Source organism: Stenotrophomonas sp. NY11291 (assembly GCF_023277365.1).
GTDB classification, from domain to species: domain Bacteria; phylum Pseudomonadota; class Gammaproteobacteria; order Xanthomonadales; family Xanthomonadaceae; genus Stenotrophomonas; species Stenotrophomonas geniculata.
Window position 1 is genome coordinate 4,813,069 of sequence record NZ_CP096975.1, and the last position, 16,907, is coordinate 4,829,975.

Annotated in this window: 16 protein-coding genes; 5 read left to right on the forward strand and 11 right to left on the reverse strand. The window is 67.2% G+C overall.

Annotated features, from left to right (window positions below; translation table 11 throughout):
- Positions 1–25 precede the first annotated feature (25 nt).
- From M1L61_RS22495 to M1L61_RS22505, 3 genes are all read left to right on the forward strand, one after another.
- Positions 26–1,642 (forward strand): hypothetical protein, encoded by a 1,617-nt coding sequence (locus tag M1L61_RS22495; protein ID WP_053443732.1) that lies wholly within the window; start codon positions 26–28, stop codon positions 1,640–1,642.
- A 54-nt stretch (positions 1,643–1,696) separates the two neighbouring features.
- Positions 1,697–2,593 carry an oxygen-dependent coproporphyrinogen oxidase gene (hemF, locus tag M1L61_RS22500; RefSeq protein ID WP_010482345.1) on the forward strand — a complete coding sequence of 299 codons (897 nt, stop codon included), beginning with the start codon at positions 1,697–1,699 and terminating at the stop codon, positions 2,591–2,593.
- Between the two features lie 95 nt (positions 2,594–2,688).
- Positions 2,689–4,209 (forward strand): hypothetical protein, encoded by a 1,521-nt coding sequence (locus tag M1L61_RS22505; RefSeq protein WP_159360744.1) that lies wholly within the window; start codon positions 2,689–2,691, stop codon positions 4,207–4,209.
- A gap of 78 nt (positions 4,210–4,287) precedes the next feature.
- Here the strand turns inward: M1L61_RS22505 and M1L61_RS22510 are convergent, their stop codons facing one another.
- Both M1L61_RS22510 and polA read right to left on the reverse strand, forming a co-directional pair.
- On the reverse strand, positions 4,288–4,767 hold the full coding sequence (locus M1L61_RS22510) for a YetF domain-containing protein (protein ID WP_248854147.1): 480 nt from the start codon (positions 4,765–4,767) through the stop codon (positions 4,288–4,290).
- 328 nt (positions 4,768–5,095) lie between these two features.
- Complete coding sequence (gene polA, locus M1L61_RS22515; protein WP_248854148.1) at positions 5,096–7,870, reverse strand: DNA polymerase I; 2,775 nt, start codon at positions 7,868–7,870, stop codon at positions 5,096–5,098.
- A gap of 98 nt (positions 7,871–7,968) precedes the next feature.
- On the opposite strand from polA, the gene M1L61_RS22520 reads away from it, so the two are divergent.
- Complete coding sequence (locus M1L61_RS22520; RefSeq protein WP_005411628.1) at positions 7,969–8,253, forward strand: DUF2782 domain-containing protein; 285 nt, start codon at positions 7,969–7,971, stop codon at positions 8,251–8,253.
- Positions 8,254–8,384: 131 nt separating this feature from the next.
- Here M1L61_RS22520 and M1L61_RS22525 read toward each other — a convergent pair whose 3' ends face one another.
- Entirely contained in the window at positions 8,385–8,831 is a 447-nt protein-coding gene (locus M1L61_RS22525; protein ID WP_005411629.1) for a universal stress protein, read from the reverse strand.
- A 183-nt stretch (positions 8,832–9,014) separates the two neighbouring features.
- On the opposite strand from M1L61_RS22525, the gene M1L61_RS22530 reads away from it, so the two are divergent.
- Positions 9,015–9,161, forward strand: a complete 147-nt coding sequence (locus M1L61_RS22530) for a hypothetical protein (protein WP_019337920.1) — start codon at positions 9,015–9,017, stop codon at positions 9,159–9,161.
- A gap of 88 nt (positions 9,162–9,249) precedes the next feature.
- On the opposite strand, the gene M1L61_RS22535 is transcribed toward M1L61_RS22530, so the two are convergent.
- From M1L61_RS22535 to dnaQ, 8 genes are all read right to left on the reverse strand, one after another.
- Positions 9,250–9,804, reverse strand: coding sequence for a hypothetical protein (locus M1L61_RS22535; protein ID WP_053443736.1), 555 nt, complete (start codon positions 9,802–9,804; stop codon positions 9,250–9,252).
- A 105-nt stretch (positions 9,805–9,909) separates the two neighbouring features.
- A complete protein-coding gene (locus tag M1L61_RS22540) occupies positions 9,910–10,236 on the reverse strand; it encodes a low molecular weight protein tyrosine phosphatase family protein (RefSeq protein WP_248854149.1) in 327 nt (108 codons plus the stop codon).
- 104 nt (positions 10,237–10,340) lie between these two features.
- On the reverse strand, positions 10,341–12,533 hold the full coding sequence (uvrD, locus tag M1L61_RS22545) for a DNA helicase II (protein WP_043399604.1): 2,193 nt from the start codon (positions 12,531–12,533) through the stop codon (positions 10,341–10,343).
- 9 nt (positions 12,534–12,542) lie between these two features.
- Complete coding sequence (locus M1L61_RS22550; RefSeq protein ID WP_197654430.1) at positions 12,543–13,964, reverse strand: FAD/NAD(P)-binding protein; 1,422 nt, start codon at positions 13,962–13,964, stop codon at positions 12,543–12,545.
- 45 nt (positions 13,965–14,009) lie between these two features.
- Entirely contained in the window at positions 14,010–15,428 is a 1,419-nt protein-coding gene (gene cls / locus M1L61_RS22555; RefSeq protein WP_010482360.1) for a cardiolipin synthase, read from the reverse strand.
- A 274-nt stretch (positions 15,429–15,702) separates the two neighbouring features.
- Complete coding sequence (rpmG, locus tag M1L61_RS22560; protein WP_169411268.1) at positions 15,703–15,870, reverse strand: 50S ribosomal protein L33; 168 nt, start codon at positions 15,868–15,870, stop codon at positions 15,703–15,705.
- Between the two features lie 10 nt (positions 15,871–15,880).
- Complete coding sequence (gene rpmB, locus M1L61_RS22565; RefSeq protein ID WP_005411638.1) at positions 15,881–16,117, reverse strand: 50S ribosomal protein L28; 237 nt, start codon at positions 16,115–16,117, stop codon at positions 15,881–15,883.
- A 249-nt stretch (positions 16,118–16,366) separates the two neighbouring features.
- Positions 16,367–16,876 carry a DNA polymerase III subunit epsilon gene (gene dnaQ, locus M1L61_RS22570; protein WP_227199973.1) on the reverse strand — a complete coding sequence of 170 codons (510 nt, stop codon included), beginning with the start codon at positions 16,874–16,876 and terminating at the stop codon, positions 16,367–16,369.
- Positions 16,877–16,907 lie beyond the last annotated feature (31 nt).

Sequence of the window (16,907 nt, forward strand, 5' to 3'; positions counted from 1 at the left end):
TCCGTTCGATCGTCAAGGAGACGACATGCATTCACCCGCACCGCGCCGCCGCTGGCTGGCCTGGGCGCTGCTGCTGGCCGCGCCGATGGCCGCCGCACAGTCACCGCAATGCGGCATGTTCAAGGCCGACGAAGGCAGCGGTACGCTGCGCATCAGCTCGCCAAACCGCGGCGAGCAGAAACACTTCGGCAGTGCGCCCTCTCCGGTCGCGTTCCAGCAGATCGACGGAAAGCTGCAACTGGTGAACCTGGAGTACGGCCTGCCCAGCGCGCTGCAGGTGCGCGATCGTGGCCGGACGGTCGAGGTGGATGGCACGGTCTACATCCTGCAGGCCCCTGCACAGTGCGCCGCAGCCGCCGCGCCGGCTGAAGGCAGCTGCCTGGCCGATGCGGCGGCGTGCCTGGACAACCGCCGTGAAGCTAGCCCGACCGCGCTGGAGGCAGGGTGCCGGGAAGGCGTGCCCGGCATGTGCCTGCAACTGGCTGATCGTTGGCACGAGGACGCCAAACCCACGGTCGCGGCCGATCCTGCCCTGGCAAAGGCAGCGCTCGACGCCGCCCTGTCCGGCATCGAACTCCCCGCCGCCTGTGACGACGGTGGCTTCGAACAGGGAACCCCGGCGTGTGCCGCCGCACTCGAGGCCGCCCCCGCAGTGCAGGAGCAGCTGGTCAAGGCGGCGATGACGGCAGCCATGACCGAAGCCGTGGTGACGATGGCAGCGCCGACCGCGCCGGTGATCATTCCGGCCGAGCGGCGCCAGCAGCTGTTGCAGCTGTGCCGCGAGGTATCCCATGGCGGCTTCTGCACCCGCGTGGCTGAACTGTCCTGGGAGGCAGGAGACCACTTGCAGGCGGTGCAGGCCCTGGCTGCGGCCTGCACACCCGGCAACGACACCGCCAGCTGCGAACGCCTGCCTGCGCTGCAGGCGGTGGGTGCATCGTTGCGACCGCAGCCGGCAACGGCCCTGCCCTGTGGCAACTACCGGGCCGACGGCGGCCTGATGGACACGCTGGACTTCGGTGACAACGGCCTGGTCGGCGTTGGCTGGAGCAGCCATCTTCGCGCGCGCGTCGAAGCGGGCGACATCCGCATCCGCCACGACCGGGATGGCGACTTCGTGCTGCGCCCGCTGCCGGGCGGCCAGTTGCTGGGCCTGGATAACTGGACCCGCTTCCAGGTGTTCGTTCCCACCGGGAAGGGCCCGACCCGCTGCAGTGCACCGAAGCAGTTCAAGGTGCTGCCACTGCCGCAGGATTGCCCGCTGGCGCTGGCCAACGAGGACGGTGCCGACGCCTGCTGCGCACAGGGCAAGCTGCAGGGCTGCAACATTCTCGGCAGCCGTCTTGCGCTGTCCGGGCACTGGCTGCAGGCCGTCGAGCACTACACAACGGTCTGCCATGCCGGTGTCCGCGAGGGTTGCGAGAATCTGGTCACCGCACAAGGCAACGGTGCGGAGGTGGACGCGCGTCGAATCCTGGAACAGCTGTGCAAGGCCGACCGCAGCGGCCTGCATGTGGCCTGCGACGTGCTCGAAACCCAGAACTGGGAGCTGATCACGCTGGGCGGTGCCCTGCAGAAGGCGGGTGACGAGGCGGCGGTGGACGACCTTCCGGTACCGCGCAACCCCAACCGCAAGCGCTGAGCCGGCCAGGGCCTGTCCGCAGCTTCGGCCGGGCCCTGCGGTAAAGTACGCGCCATGAACGAATTCGAGCGCGTGCGCGCCTACCTCACCGACCTGCAGGACCGCATCTGTGCGGCGATCGAGGCCGTCGACGGCCAGGCCCGCTTCCAGGAAGACCTGTGGCAGCGGGCCGAGGGCGGTGGCGGGCGCACCCGCGTGCTGCGCGACGGTGCGGTGTTCGAGCAGGCCGGCATCGGCTTCTCCGACGTGGCCGGCAGCCGCCTGCCGCCGTCGGCCTCGGCCAACCGCCCGGAACTGGCCGGCGCCTCCTGGCGCGCCACCGGCGTGTCGCTAGTATTCCACCCGCTCAACCCCTACGTGCCGACCACCCACGCGAATGTGCGCTTCTTCCAGGCGCAGCGCGACGGTGAAGTGGTGGCCAGCTGGTTCGGTGGCGGCTTCGACCTGACGCCGTTCTATCCGTTCGACGAAGACGTGCAGCACTGGCACCGGGTCGCACGCGACCTGTGTGCGCCGTTCGGCGAGGAACGCTATGCCGCGCACAAGCGCTGGTGCGATGAGTATTTCTTCCTGCGCCACCGCAATGAAACGCGTGGCGTTGGCGGCCTGTTCTTCGACGACCTGCACGGCGACTTCGAGCGCGATTTCGATTACCTGCGTGCGGTCGGCGATGGCTTCCTTCAGGCCTACCTGCCGATCGTGCAGCAGCGCAAGGACACCGCGCATGGCGAACGCGAGCGCGAGTTCCAGCTGTACCGTCGCGGCCGCTATGTGGAATTCAACCTGGTCTATGACCGCGGCACGCTGTTCGGTCTGCAGAGCGGTGGCCGCAGCGAGAGCATCCTGATGAGCCTGCCGCCGCGGGTGCGCTGGGAATACGGCTTCAGCCCGGAGGCCGGCAGCGCCGAGGCGCGCCTGGCCGACTACCTGGTGCCGCGCGACTGGCTCTGATCTTCCGGCGCCACGCCTGACGCGTGGTGCCTTCCCCGCCTGCGGTGCGCCCCGCACCGGACAGGCCCTGCCCCACTTCTTTCAAGGATGACCCCATGCCTGCTGCTGTTTCCCTTCGCCCCCGCGCTGCGGGCTGGCGCTCCCTGCTGTTGCTTGCATTGGCCTCGGCCAGCCTGCCGGCCGCTGCGCAGTCGATGGCCTGCGGCACCTACAAGGACAGCAGCGGCAACACCACGCTGACCCTCGAGAGCGAAGGCCACGGCTTCCTGTCCGGCCCCTACCAGGCGACAGAGGAGCTGCGCATCGCCCGCCAGGGGGACGTGCTGGGTACCGGCAACCTGTCCACGGGCCAGCTGGAAAATTGGTACTTCTCGGACAACGACCGCACGATCAGCACGCCCTATCGCGAGTTCACCCGTGAGCACGCCGCCGCCTGCAAGACGATGCCGGAGCCCATCGAAGACGGTTGCGTGATGAACACCTCCGAGTGCCTGGAAGCGCTGCCGGAGGCCGCACCCGTGAAACTGCACGCCTGGTGTGCCGAGGGCGTGGGCGCAGCCTGCATGCGGTTGCTGGAGACCTACCAGCAGCGGGCCAAGGACGCAGCCCCCGCGCCTGCACGAGCCGAGCCGCCGAAACCGGAGATCTGCAAGGAGGATTCCGCATCCTTCAACGCCGAGGGCTGCCGGGCGATCGCCGAGGTGATCGGGCTGGAGATGATCGGCAAGTCCCTGCTCGGGCTGCAGCATGCGGTCGACCCTGCGTTGCCGTCGGCGCAGCTCGATGAGCTGGCCGCACTGTGCCGGCAGCAGCACGGCGAGACCTTCTGCGCCGACGTTGCCGAGGTGCTGTGGAGTGGTGGACGCCTTTCACAGGCCCACGAAGCACTGCAGCTGTCGTGCGCGCAGCGCGCGGACGGCGTGGCCTGCGGCCGCGCCAAGGCACTTGCCGGCCTGGCCACCGCACCGGCCGCTGCACTGGCCCCGGTGCCGGCCACCGCACTGCCCTGTGGCAGCTTTGAAGCCGAATACGGCGTGCTCTCGCAGCTGCGCTTCCTTGATGGCGGCCTGGTTGAGGCCGAGGGTCGCGACCAGCGCATGCGCGCGCGCCTGCAGGACGGCCGTATCTTCATCCGTCGCGATGTCGGCAGCGACTTCGTACTGCAGCCGCTGAAGAACGGAAACCTGGCCAGCGTCGACGGCGGCAACCGCTTCGCCTATTACGAGCGCAAGCCCGCCACAGGCAATGCCACCTGCACGCCGCCGGTGGCCTTCGTGGAGATCCCGCTGCCGCTGGATTGCCCGACCCTGGCCCGCAAGGACGGCGCCCAGGCGTGCTGTGCCGAGGGCAAACTACTCGGCTGCAAGGTGGCCGGCGAAGCGCTGTTCGAGTCCGAAAAATGGGCCGCGTCGCTGCCCTACTTCGAGACGCTGTGCGGCGCGGGTGTGCGCGAAGGGTGCCTGGCATTGGCAGCGGTGTATTCGCACACCGCAGACCCGAAGATCCCGCAAGCCATGGCTGCGATCTGCGCGAAGGATGGCAAAGGCACGCACGTGGCCTGTGATGTGGACGCCACCCGTAACTGGCCGGCGCTTAAGGCCGAAGCCGCGCCCTGAGGCTCATGCACCTGTAGAGCCGAGCCCACGCTCGGCTCCGGACGCAAGGCAGCCGAGCATGGGCTCGGCTCTACAAGGTCAGGTGCTCTTCCTCGGAATGATGGTGATGTGCCCGTTGATCTCCAGCAGGGCCAGCTCGACATCCTCCACGCCCAGGCAGCCCTGCTGGCGCATGGCGGCGTCGAAATCGGCACGCGTGACCTGCTCCCGGCGCAGAACGGCGTCGAACAGGCGCCCATCACGCGCGATCACCACCGGTTCTCCTTCAACCAGGCGCTCGATCCGCCGGCTGCGGGTGCTCACCCAGCCCACCTCGTAGTTGAGCAGGATCAGGGTGGCCGCCAGCAACAGGCCGCCGCCCAGCGAGGTGTCGGTGCCCAGCAGCGCGTTCTGCACCGCGTTGCCCAGCAGGACCACCAGCAGCACGTCGAACGGGGTGATCTGCCCCAGCGGGCGCTTGCCGCTGAGCCGGACCATGCCCAGCACCACGACATAGACCACCACCGCGCGCAGGATGAACTCCCACCACGGCATTGCCAGTGCGAACAGGTCGGGCATGGTCTTCCCCTGCGGAGCGGTGGCCCAGCGTGGCGCAGGCCATGGCGTCTGGCAACGGCGCAAATAAAAAGCCCCGCTGACCAGGGGGAGGTCAACGGGGCCGGGGAACGGGCACTTGGGGAGGAGTCCCCGTTCCGAGATCTGCTCCAGGGGATGGGAGAGATCCACAACAGGCGTTGCGCCTGTCGAGAGTTATAGAAGCACTCCGAACACTAACGGTTCGTGAAGGGGCCCAATTTAATGAACCTCGATCAGGGCAACATTCATGATCGAGTCAGAAACCTCTGACGAATGAACGAATTCACGTCGTTTTCGGCCTGAAACACCCTCAGTGTGCTTCGTCCCAGTTGTTGCCGATGCCGGTATCGACCACCAGCGGCACCCGCAGTTTGGCCGCTTGCGACATGCGCTCCACCACCTGCAAACGCAAGTCTTCAACGAAACTACTTTCGGTTTCGAAGACCAGTTCATCGTGCACCTGCAGGATCATCCGTGCTGGTGCCCCGCTGTCACGCAGCCACCGGTCCACGTCCACCATCGCGCGCTTGATGATGTCGGCGGCGGTGCCCTGCATCGGCGCGTTGATCGCAGCACGCTCGGCACCGGCGCGCAGGCCCTGGTTACGTGCATGAATGTCGTTCAGGTACAGGCGGCGGCCGAACAGGGTCTCCACATAGCCCTGGTCGCGGGCCTGCTGGCGCATCCGCTCCATGAAGTCACGCACGCCCGGGTAGCGGCTGAAGTACAGCGCCACATAGTCCTGTGCCTGGCCACGGTCGATGCCCAGGTTGCGGGCCAGTCCGAAGGCGCTCATGCCGTACATCAGGCCGAAGTTGATCGCCTTGGCGGCACGGCGCTCGTTCGGGGTCACCTCCTCCAGCGTGCGCCCGAACACCTCGGCGGCGGTGGCACGGTGCACGTCGGCGCCCTGCTCGAAGGCACGCACCAGACCCGGGTCCTCGGACAGGTGGGCCATGATCCGCAGCTCGATCTGCGAGTAGTCGGCGGCCAGCAGCTGGAAGCCCTCCGGGGCGATGAACGCGCGGCGGATGCGGCGGCCGTCCTCGGTGCGGATCGGGATGTTCTGCAGGTTGGGGTCCGACGAGGACAGGCGGCCGGTGGCGGCGCCGGACTGGTGGTAGCTGGTATGCACGCGGCCGGTGTCCGGGTTGACCATCTCCGGCAGCTTGTCGGTGTAGGTGCTGCGCAGCTTGGCCAGCCCGCGGTACTCCAGGATCACGCGTGGAAGCTCGTGCTGGTCGGCAATCGCCTCCAGTGCCTCTTCATTGGTGCTGGGCTGGCCCTTCGGGGTCTTCACCACCGCCGGCAGCTTCAGCTCGTCGAACAGCACCGCCTGCAGCTGCTTGGGCGAATCCAGGTTGAAGCTGCGCCCAGCCAGTTCGGTGGCCTTCTGCTGCGCCGCCAGCATGCGCGAGGACAGGTCCTGGCTCTGCCGGCGCAGTTCGTCGGTGTCGACCCGCACGCCGTTGGCTTCGATGCTGGTCAGCACCGGCACCAGCGGCATCTCGATGTCGCGGTACACGCTGTCCAGTGCCGGTTCGGCCAGCAGCTGCGGCTGCAGCGCGCGGTGCAGGCGCAAGGTGATGTCGGCATCCTCGGCCGCATAGCGGCTGGCTTCGTCGATGCCCACCTGCGAGAACGGAATCTGCTTGGCGCCCTTGCCGGCCACGTCCTCGAACTTGATGGTGCTGTAGCCCAGGTAACGCAGGGCCAGCGAATCCATGTCGTGGCGGGTGGCGGTGGAATTGAGCACGAAGCTCTCGAGCATGGTGTCGTCGTGGTAGCCCTGCACGTCCACGCCGTGACGGCGCAGCACGTGCAGGTCGTACTTGCCGTGCTGGCCCAGCTTCTTCTTCGCCGGGTCCTGCAGCATCGGGCGCAGCGCATCCAGCACCTGCTGCATCGGCAGCTGGGCCGGCGCACCCGGGTAATCGTGGCCGACCGGAATGTAGGCGGCCTTGCCCGGCTCGACCGCCAGACTGACGCCGACCAGGCGCGCACGCATCGCGTCCAGCGCATCGGTTTCGGTATCGAAGCTGATCAGGTCCGCCTGCTGCAGGCGCTCGACCCAGGCCTGCAGCTGCTCGGCGGTCAGCACGGTCTCGTATTCACCTGGCGCGGCCAGCGCCGGATCCAGCGTGCCCGCTGCCGGTGCCTCGGCGCTGCCGCGGGCAAAGCCTGCTGCCGTACCGCGCAGGCTCGGCGTTGCTTCGCTGGCGGCCGTCGGCGCCGGCAGCGGTGCACCCAGCTCCTTCAGCGCCTGGGTGAAGCCGTAGCGCGCATACAGCTCGGTCAACTCCGGCACGTCCTGCTCGCGCAGGGCCAGCATGGTCGGGCTGGCGTCCAGCTCCACGTCGGTGCGGATGGTCACCAGCTCGCGGTTCAGCGGCAGCCGCTCCAGCGCCGCCCGCAGGTTCTCGCCGATCTTGCCCTTCATGGTCGGCGCGGCCGCCATCACCCCATCCAGGTGCTGATACTCGGCCAGCCACTTGGCGGCGGTCTTCGGCCCGCACTTCTCTACGCCCGGCACGTTGTCGACGGTATCGCCCATCAGCGCCAGCAGGTCGATGATCTGGTCGGCGCGCACGCCGAACTTCTCCATCACCGCCGCGTCCGAATCCATGCGGCTGCCGGTCATGGTGTTGACCAGCTCGATGCCCGGGCGCACCAGCTGGGCGAAGTCCTTGTCGCCGGTGGAGATGGTCACCTTCAGGTCCTGCGCCACGCCCTGCAGGGCCAGCGTGCCGATCACATCGTCGGCTTCCACGCCGGGGATGCGCAGGATGCTGATGCCCAGCGCCTCGACGATGCGGCACATCGGCTCGACCTGGCTGCGCAGCTCATCGGGCATCGGCGGGCGGTTGGCCTTGTACTGGTCGTACAGGTCATCGCGGAAGGTCTTGCCGGGCGCATCGACCACGAACGCCACGTAGGCTGGGCGCTCCTTCAGTGTCGAGCGCAGCATGTTGACCACGCCGAACAGCGCACCGGTGGGTTCGCCCTGTGCATTGGACAGGGGCGGCAGCGCGTGGAACGCGCGGTACAGGTAACTGGACCCGTCGATCAGGACTAATCTGCTCATGGGTCGATTCTACGCGCCCGTGCCTGCATCGCGGCGACACGGCAGGCGCCCGGCGATGGGGCATAATCAAGGCTCTTTCCAGGCAAAGGCCCCCGCCGATGAAGACCCTGATGCTGGCTTCCCTGCTCCTGCTCGCTGGCTGCGCCAGCATGGGTGGCGCAGGCGCTCCCCCGGTGGACGTCAAGGGCGCGGACGTGTCCAAGCGCACCATGGACAACGGCGATGTCATCGAGGAATACCGCGTGTCCGGCCAGCTGCGCATGGTCAAGGTGACTCCGTCGCGCGGTGCTCCGTTCTACATGTACGACAAGAACGGCGACGGCCGTTTCGACAACGACAAGGATGGCGTGTCGCCGGTGTACTGGAAGCTGTACAGCTGGTGAGGTGCCCGGGGTCGGATCCCTGCGATCCAGTGGATCCACGCCATGCGTGGATTCACCCCCGGCCCCACAAAAAACAACGCCGGCGCGCATCCTGCGGCCGGCGTCGGGTCCCCTCCCCGGGAACGCTTGAATCAGCGGATGACCAGCACCGGCAACGTGCTGCGTGCCAGCACCTCAGCGGTCTGGCTGCCCAGCAGCACGCGGGTCACGCCACGGCGGCCATGCGAGGTCATCACGATCAAATCACTGTTGCGCTCGCCCGCCGTCTCGATGATGCCGTCGGCCGCGTAGCGGTCCAGCACATGCACCGGATTGGCGGTAATGCCCTGCTCGGCGGCCTTGGCCAGCGCCGGCTGCAGCACCTTCTGCGCGCCTTCCTCGCGGTCGGCCTTGTACTCCGGGCTGTTCATGTAGCCCACGCTCCAGCCCATGGCGTCGTACATGCCGACGGCCCACGGCTCGGACACAGTCACGATATCGACCTCGGCATTGAGGTCCTTGGCCAGCTCCAGGCCCTTGGCCAGGCCCTTGTCGGCCAGCTCGGACCCGTCGGTGGCAATCAGGATGCGCTTGTACATGGTGGGGCTCCGTGGCGATCTGCCAGATGGGAACGACACCATTACACACCGGATGTGCAGGCTGCGCCTTGAGCAGGATCAATCCGGCGCCGCGCAGCGGCGTGTGCGCACCGTCCGCTTGCGTACCCGATCACTGCGGCGCAAGCTGGGTAGGCGGCGCCGCGCCGCCTTGGGAGAACCCGCATGCAGGACGGCAAACCGACATCACGCTCCCCGCTCAGGGTCATCCTGTGCAGCCTCATCGCCGCCTTCGTGCTGTTCTGCGGCGGTTATTACCTGGGCAAAGATCTTGCCCAGCGCGACAACGCCCGGCAGTCGGCCGGCCGATAGCCGGCTTCTGTAGAGCCGAGCCCATGCTCGGCTGCTACTGGCGGGAAAAGCAGCCGAGCATGGGCTCGGCTCTACATCAGGCCCGCCTTCAGGCGATCTGCACCACGCGTGCGTTCTGGCACAGCGGATAGCTGGCCACGAATTCGGCAATCGCATCACGCATCGCCTCGAACGATTCGCCATACATGTACAGCGCGGTTTCGGTCGGGCCCTGCCACCAGCTGCAGATCTCGCCCAGGCCGTCGATGTTCTCCGACAGTTGTTCGAACACGTGGTTGGAATCGCACTGTTCGTAGACTTCGTCTGGCAGGTTCAGGCCATCCAGGTAGATGCCGAGGCCCTCGGTCACGCCGAAGCTGCGATCAGCCTCGCCAGCCCCCTGCAGCTGCGAACCCTTCGGCGCGCCCAGCTGTTCCAGCAGGTCGATCAGCTTCGGCACGCCATCCGCACCGACCAGTGCCACTTCGATGTCGCCGTATTCGACCTCACCCAGATCGGACATCGCAGTGCCGCCGCCCGTCAGCTCGCCCACCTGAGCCGCCTGCAGCAACGCGTCAAGCGGATCCTCGAACAGTTCGTGGCGATGCTCCGGCTGCAGCCGGGCGTTCAACTTCACAGTGACGTGCAGCGTGGGTTCGGTCATGGGGCGTTCCTGGAAGATGTGGAGCCTATTGTAGAGCTGAGCCATGCTCAGCTGCTTCTGGTGGGAAAGAGCAGCCGAGCATGGGCTCGGCTCTACAACAGCCCATCAGCGCAGGAACGGCGTCACCTTGCGCTTCAGCAACTCCACCAGCACCGGGGCCATGTACTCGTAGTCATCGGGAATATCCAGGCAGATCACCCGCTTGCCGTTGATCCACGCCTTGTAGCGGCTGGACAGCCGATTGCGGTGGGCGCGTTCCATCACGAACACCAGGTCGGCCCACTGCAGCAGCTCGGGGCTGAGCACTTCCTCGGCGTCGGCCAGCAGCCCGGCCGAGGCGGTCTCGATGCCCGGCCAATCGGCGAATACCTGCTCGGCCGTCGGGCTGCGCAGGCGATTCTGGCTGCAGAGGAAGAGCACGTTGCGGGTCATGCGTACTCACCTTGGTAGAGCCGAGCGATGCTCGGCTGGTTTTCTCCGCCAAAAGCAGCCGAGCATGGCTCGGCTCTACAGGAGTTCCCGCCCCTCGACGGTGATCAGATCACCGTCAGATTCGCGTAGGCCATCACCAGCCACTTGCTGCCGGCGTCGGCAAACTCGACCTGCACGCGGGCGTGGGCGCCGCTGCCTTCGTAGTCGGTCACCATGCCTTCGCCAAACTTGGGATGGGTAACCAGCGCGCCGAGCTTGACCGGCGGTGCCTCGATCGAGGCATGGCCCATCACCCGGCTGGCGCCCATCGAGGCCGGCCGCGAGACCTGCACCTTCGGGCGCACTTCGTGCAGCAGCTCGCGCGGAATCTCGCGCAGGAAGCGCGAGGGCAGGCTGTAGTTGTCCTGGCCGTGGATGCGACGCGATTCGGCATAGCTCAGCACCAGCTTCTGGCGCGCGCGGGTGATGCCGACGTAGGCCAGGCGGCGCTCTTCTTCCAGCCGCCCGCTTTCCTCCAGGGAACGTGCGCTGGGGAACAGGCCTTCTTCCAGGCCGGCCAGGAACACCAGCGGGAACTCCAGGCCCTTGGCCGAATGCAGGGTCATCAACTGCACACCGTCCTCGCCGGCCTGCGCCTGGCCTTCACCGGCCTCCAGCGCGGCATAGGCCAGGAACGCGACCAGCTCGTCCATGTCCTCGCCCACTTCCTCGACGTCGTCGGCGCGGCGCACGAAGCGCGACGCCACCGAGACCAGTTCGTCGAGGTTGTCGGTACGCGATTCCGAATCCAGCGAATTGCGGCTTTCCTTGCTCCAGTGCTCGCGCAGCTGCGAGCGGGCCAGCACGTGGTCCACGCGCTCGGCCAGGGTCATGTGCACGGTCTGGGCCTGCAGCTCGTTGACCAGCCCCAGGAAGCCGGCCAGCGCATTGCGCGCGCGTGCGGCCAGCGCGTTGCCCTGGGTGACCAGCATGGTCGCTTCCCACAACGAGATGCCCTGTGAGCGCGCCTCGCGGCGCACTTCGTCGAGCGTGCGGTCGCCGATGCCCCGGGTGGGCGTGTTGACCGCGCGCTCGAAGGCGGCGTCATCGTTGCGGTTGGACAGCAGGCGCAGGTAAGCCAGCGCATCCTTGATTTCGGCACGCTCGAAGAAGCGCATGCCGCCATACACCCGGTACGGCACCTGTTCGCTCAGCAGCGCTTCTTCCAGCGCGCGCGACTGCGCGTTGCTGCGGTAGAGCACGGCCACTTCGGTGTAACTGCCACCGTCGCGCACCCATTGGCGGGCACGCTCAACGATGTAGCGCGCCTCGTCCATCTCGTTGTACGCCGCGTACAGATCGATCGGCTCGCCGTCACCGCTGTCGGTCCACAGCTGCTTGCCGATGCGGTCGGGATTGTGCGCGATCACCGCGTTGGCGGCACCGAGGATGTTGGCGGTGGAGCGGTAGTTCTGCTCCAGGCGGATGGTCTGCGCACCCGGGAAGTCGCGCAGGAAGCCCTGCACGTTCTCGACCTTGGCACCGCGCCAGCCATAGATGGCCTGGTCATCGTCGCCGACCACGAACACGTGGCCGGAATCGCCGGCCAGCACGCGCACGAAGGCGTACTGGATGGCGTTGGTGTCCTGGAACTCGTCCACCAGGATCTCGCGGAAGCGGGCGCGGTAATGCGACAGCAGCGCCGGGTTGTCGCGCAGCAGTTCGTGCGCGCGCAGCAGCAGCTCGGCGAAGTCGACCAGGCCGGCGCGGTCGCAGCGCGCCTGGTACTCGATGTAGGCCTGGCGCATGGTTTCCAGCCACGCATCGTGCGGCTCGGGCTGGATGTGCTGCGGGCGACGGCCCTCGTCCTTCTGTGCGTTGATCCACCACGCGATCTGCTTGGCCGGGTACTTGCCGTCGTCCAGTTCCAGCGCCTGCACCACGCGCTTGACCAGCCGCAGCTGGTCGTCCGAATCCATCACCTGGAAGCCTTCGGGCAGCTTCGCGTCCTGCCAGTGCAGGCGCAGCAGGCGGTTGGCCAGGCCGTGGAAGGTGCCGATCCACATGCCGCGGCTGCCATGGGGCAGCTGGGCGTCGATGCGGTGGCGCATCTCGCCGGCCGCCTTGTTGGTGAAAGTCACCGCGAAAATGCCGTGGGTCGGCACGCCATTGACTTCATGCAGCCAGGCGATGCGATGGGTGAGTACGCGGGTCTTGCCGGAACCGGCACCGGCCAGCACCAGGTGGTGGCCGGGGGGAGCGGAGACGGCTTCGCGCTGGGCCGGGTTCAGGCCATCAAGCAGGTGGGAGACATCCATGCCCCCATTTTACGGCATCGCCGTCGCGGCTCCTGCGATCACTTCGGTGGCGAGCGCCTGCGCCTGCTGACGCAGTTCAGGCACCGCCAGGCTTTCCCACAGGCTGCCGATGCGCAGGCTGCCGAGCACGCCCAGCCGCGCCTGTGGCTGGCCACCGGCGGCGCGCAGGCGGCCGCCCGGCACCGTGCTGTCCAGGCCCAGCCCATGCGGGCCGGGGCGGGCCAGCCCATCGGCCTGCAGCTGCTGCAGCAACGGATTGCGCAGCGCACTGGCGCGGGTTTCGACGCCGGTGGCGTTGATCACACCGCTGATCGTCCACTGCTGTTCATTGCCGGAGGCATCGCGGCCCGACAACTGCAGCGCATCGCCGTCGCGCCAGACGCGCTGCAGGCGCGACCGGTGGATACGCAGTTGGCCGCTGTCCTGCAGGGCCTGCAGCTGCGCGTCCACCTCTTCGGCGATGCGGTGGCGATGCACGTCCCAGTAGCGCACCACATGGCGCAGGAAACGACGCTGGTCGGCCTCATCGAGGCTGCACCACAGCGCCTGCCCGTGCGGACGGATACGGTCCATCACGCTCTGCCATGGCAAGCCGTCGGCCTGCGCCTGACGCGCGAACCCACGTAGCGCGCGCAGGCGCTGGCGCAGGTTCATCGGCAGCAGCATCGCCGGATCGAAGCTGGGCAGCCCGCCGTGCGCGTGTGGCAGCGGCAGCAGGCCATGACGCGAGATCACATGCAGCGGCCCGGTGTGACCGGCGGCGACCAGCGCCAGCACGGTGTCGGCCATGCTCAGGCCGGAGCCGACAATGGCCACGGCCTGTTCGCCGGCCAGGGTACGCACACCGTCGTAGTCCCAGGCCTCGATCACATCATCGGCAGGCAGCGCGTCGGCACCGGCCACGGGCAACGGGCGCATGCTGTTGCCGGTGGCCAGCACCGCCTGCGCAGCATGCAGCGTGCTGCCATCGCCGAGTGTCAGCTGGTAGCCATGGTCATCCGGCTGCAGGCCCAGCACCGGCTGCGCGATCACCTGCAGCTGCGCCGGGCTGGCCGCAGCGGCCTCCTGCAGGCGCTGCTGCAGGTAGGCCGCAAAGTAGTGGCGGCATACATAGCGCTCGCCCAGCACCTCGCGCGCCTCGCCCGGGTAGGCGTTGGCGGCCATCAGGTAGTCGAGGAAATCACCGGGCTGGTCGGCAAACGCACTCATCTTTGCCGCCGGTACGTTCAGCAGGTGCTCCGGCCATGGTGTGGCATAGGCGATGCCCTGGGCCAGCTGCGAGGCGGGTTCGAAGATGGCCAGCGCCAGCGGCGCGTGGGCCTGGCGCAGTACCTGGATCGCCACCAGCACCCCGGCTGCACCACCGCCGATGATCGCCAGGTCCAGTTCGCCATTACGCGGTGAATCAGTCATGTGCCGATTGTAGGCCATCGGCGATGACAGGCCGGATTGCCGGAATGGGCGGCCGGCATTGCCTTACATCAACGCATCGGCCAAGCGTGCGATGCCCTCGCGGCTGCGCCGCCAGGCAGGACGCTTGCGCCATTGCTGCAGATCCAGCTGCCGCGATTCACGCAGGTAGCCGTCCTCGATCCCGCACAACTGCTTCACCAGCGCGTGGTCGTAGCAGATCAGGCCGATCTCGGCATTCAGCGCGAACGAACGGATATCCATGTTGATCGAGCCGAGTACGGCGATGTCCTCGTCCACGCTCATGTGCTTGGCGTGCAGGAACTGCGGTTCGTACAGCGCGATGCGCACGCCACAGCGCAGCAGCTCGTCGTAGTAGGCCTCCTGCGCCCACGAGGTCAGCCGCTGGTTGTTGCTGGCCGACAGGATCAGCTGCACCTGCACGCCGGACAATGCGGCGATACGCAGCGCGCTCAACGTGGCCTCGTCGGGCACGAAATACGGGGTCACCATCACCAGCCGGCGCCGCGCCAGATGAATCAGCGCCGCAACCGCATCGCGCGCGTTGCTGTACGGGTAGGCCGGGCCGCTGGGCAGCAGCTGGGTGGCGATGTCGTCGCCGCATTCGGGAACATCGGTGATCACATCCAGGCGCTGGCCGGTTTCCATGTACCAGTCGCTGGCGAACACCGCTTCCAGATGCGCGACCGCCGGGCCGCGCACGCGCGCCACCAGCTCGCGGTTCGGGTGGCCAGGCACGAACTGCGGGCCGGCCAGATTCTGCGAACCGACATAGGCCACTTCGTTGTCGATCACCGCGATCTTGCGGTGGTTGCGCAGGTCCATGCGGCCGCTGCGGCGCCAGCGCAGGCCACCGGGCAGCATCGCACGCACTTCGATATCGCGAGCTTCCAGGCGTTTGCGATAGGCGCGCAGGCCACGCTTGGCACCCACCGCGTCGAGCAGCACACGGCACTGCACGCCCCGTGCAGCCGCACGCTGCAGGGCCTCGACGATAGCCTCGCCCACCGCGTCGTCGAACATCAGGTAGTACAGCAGGTGCACCCGGTCTTCGGCCTGGTCGATGTCGGCGATCAGCGTGTGCAGCGATTCGTCGTAGTCGGTCAGCAGATCGACGGCGTTGCCGTGCACCGGCATGAAATCGCCCTGGCGCTGCACCAGCGGCACGATCTCGGCGCTTGCGGTATCCGGCTGCGGGGTCCAGCGCAGGCGGTGCTGCAGCGCCTGTTCCTCGCGGATGACCTGCGAGGCCTCGGCCTGGCGGCGGATGCGTTCGCGTGACAGCCACGGGTGGCCAAACAGCAGATACAGCGGCAGGCCCAGCAGCGGCACGAAGCCGACCAGCAGCAGCCAGCTGCGCGCCGCACCCGGCGTGGTGCGGGTGGGAATCCAGCACAGCGCGACCAGCCGGATCAGCCAGTCGATCAGCAGCAGATACGAACCCAGCAGCCACTCGAACAGCATCGCGTCGCCCGTCGGGAGGTGATGGGCCATTCTGCCCAGCAGGGTGTGTAGAGTCGAGCCGCGCTCGACTGCTTTGAACCAGCGTGTTGGCCAAGGTCGACACCTACCAGGCGCGGGGACAGTGCGCCGGCCAAGGTTGGCGGCCGCCGGGTATGGGAACAGCGTGCCGACCAACGGTCGGCACCCACCATGGGAACACCGGGCGTGGATACCGGGCATGAAAAAACCCGCCACAAGGGCGGGTTTCTTCGCGGGGATCAGCAATCCTTGCGGATTACTTGATCTTGCCTTCCTTGTACAGGACGTGCTTGCGCACGACCGGATCGTACTTCAGGAATTCCATCTTCCCCGGGGTGTTCTTCTTGTTCTTGTCGGTCGTGTAGAAGTGGCCGGTACCGGCCGAGGAAATCATACGGACCTTATCGCGCTTGCCTGCCATGATGCTTTACTCCTCAGACCTTTTCGCCGCGCGCACGCAGCTCAGCCAGAACGGAATCAATGCCGTTCTTGTCGATGGTGCGCAGTGCATGCGCGGAAACACGAAGCTTGACCCAGCGGTTCTCGCTGGCCACCCAGAAACGGCGCTCGTGCAGATTCGGCAGGAAACGACGACGGGTCTTGTTGTTGGCGTGCGAGACGTTGTTACCCGTCTGCACTCGCTTGCCGGAAACCTGGCATACGCGGGACATTGCGCACCTCGATAGTAGTAGTTGTCAGCCCGTAGCCCGGGAGACGGCGGCCTCGATGGTTGCCCACCACACGTCAAGAGAATCAAAGGGTTACGCTGGCGTTGGGCGGCCGGGGACGTGCTCCCGGGGGCGCCGCCCGGTAGAAAACCGGACACAGCGAGCCGCGCATTATGCACGGGTTCAAGCACTTGCGCAAGTTACCCACAGGCCGGGGCTGAACACGACGGCCCCCTGTAGAGCCGGGCCGGCTTAACGCAGGTGCGGAATCACCTGGGCCAGCAGATGGGCGTCCTTCAGTGCGCCATGCAGGCCACGCGTCCCTGGAATGCGCAGGCGCTGCAGCACGTCGTCCAGCTTGTTGCCCTGACCGGGCCAGCGCCCACGCGCCAGCTTCAGGCTGCAGGTGATGCGGCAATGCTGGGCCAGCGTGCCGGGAATGCCAGCCAGGCGCAGCTCGTTGTCCAGGAAGCCCACGTCGAAGGTGGCGTTGTGCGCGACCATCTCGCTGCCGCGCAGGAAATCCAGCAGTTCGGCGGCCTTGCTGGAAAACAGTGGCTTGTCCACCAGCATCGCATCGCTGATGCCATGCACGCGCTGTGCGCCCCAATCGACCCTGCGCTGCGGCTGCAGGTAGGTGTGGAACTGGCGACCGGTGAGCTGGCCATCGATCAGTTCGACGGCACCGATTTCGATCACCCGGTGCCCCAGGCGGTGGGAGATGCCGGTGGTTTCGGTATCCAGTGCGACGATGCGACTCATGCGTGAGGCTGTTTCCTGTTGCGTGCTGTGG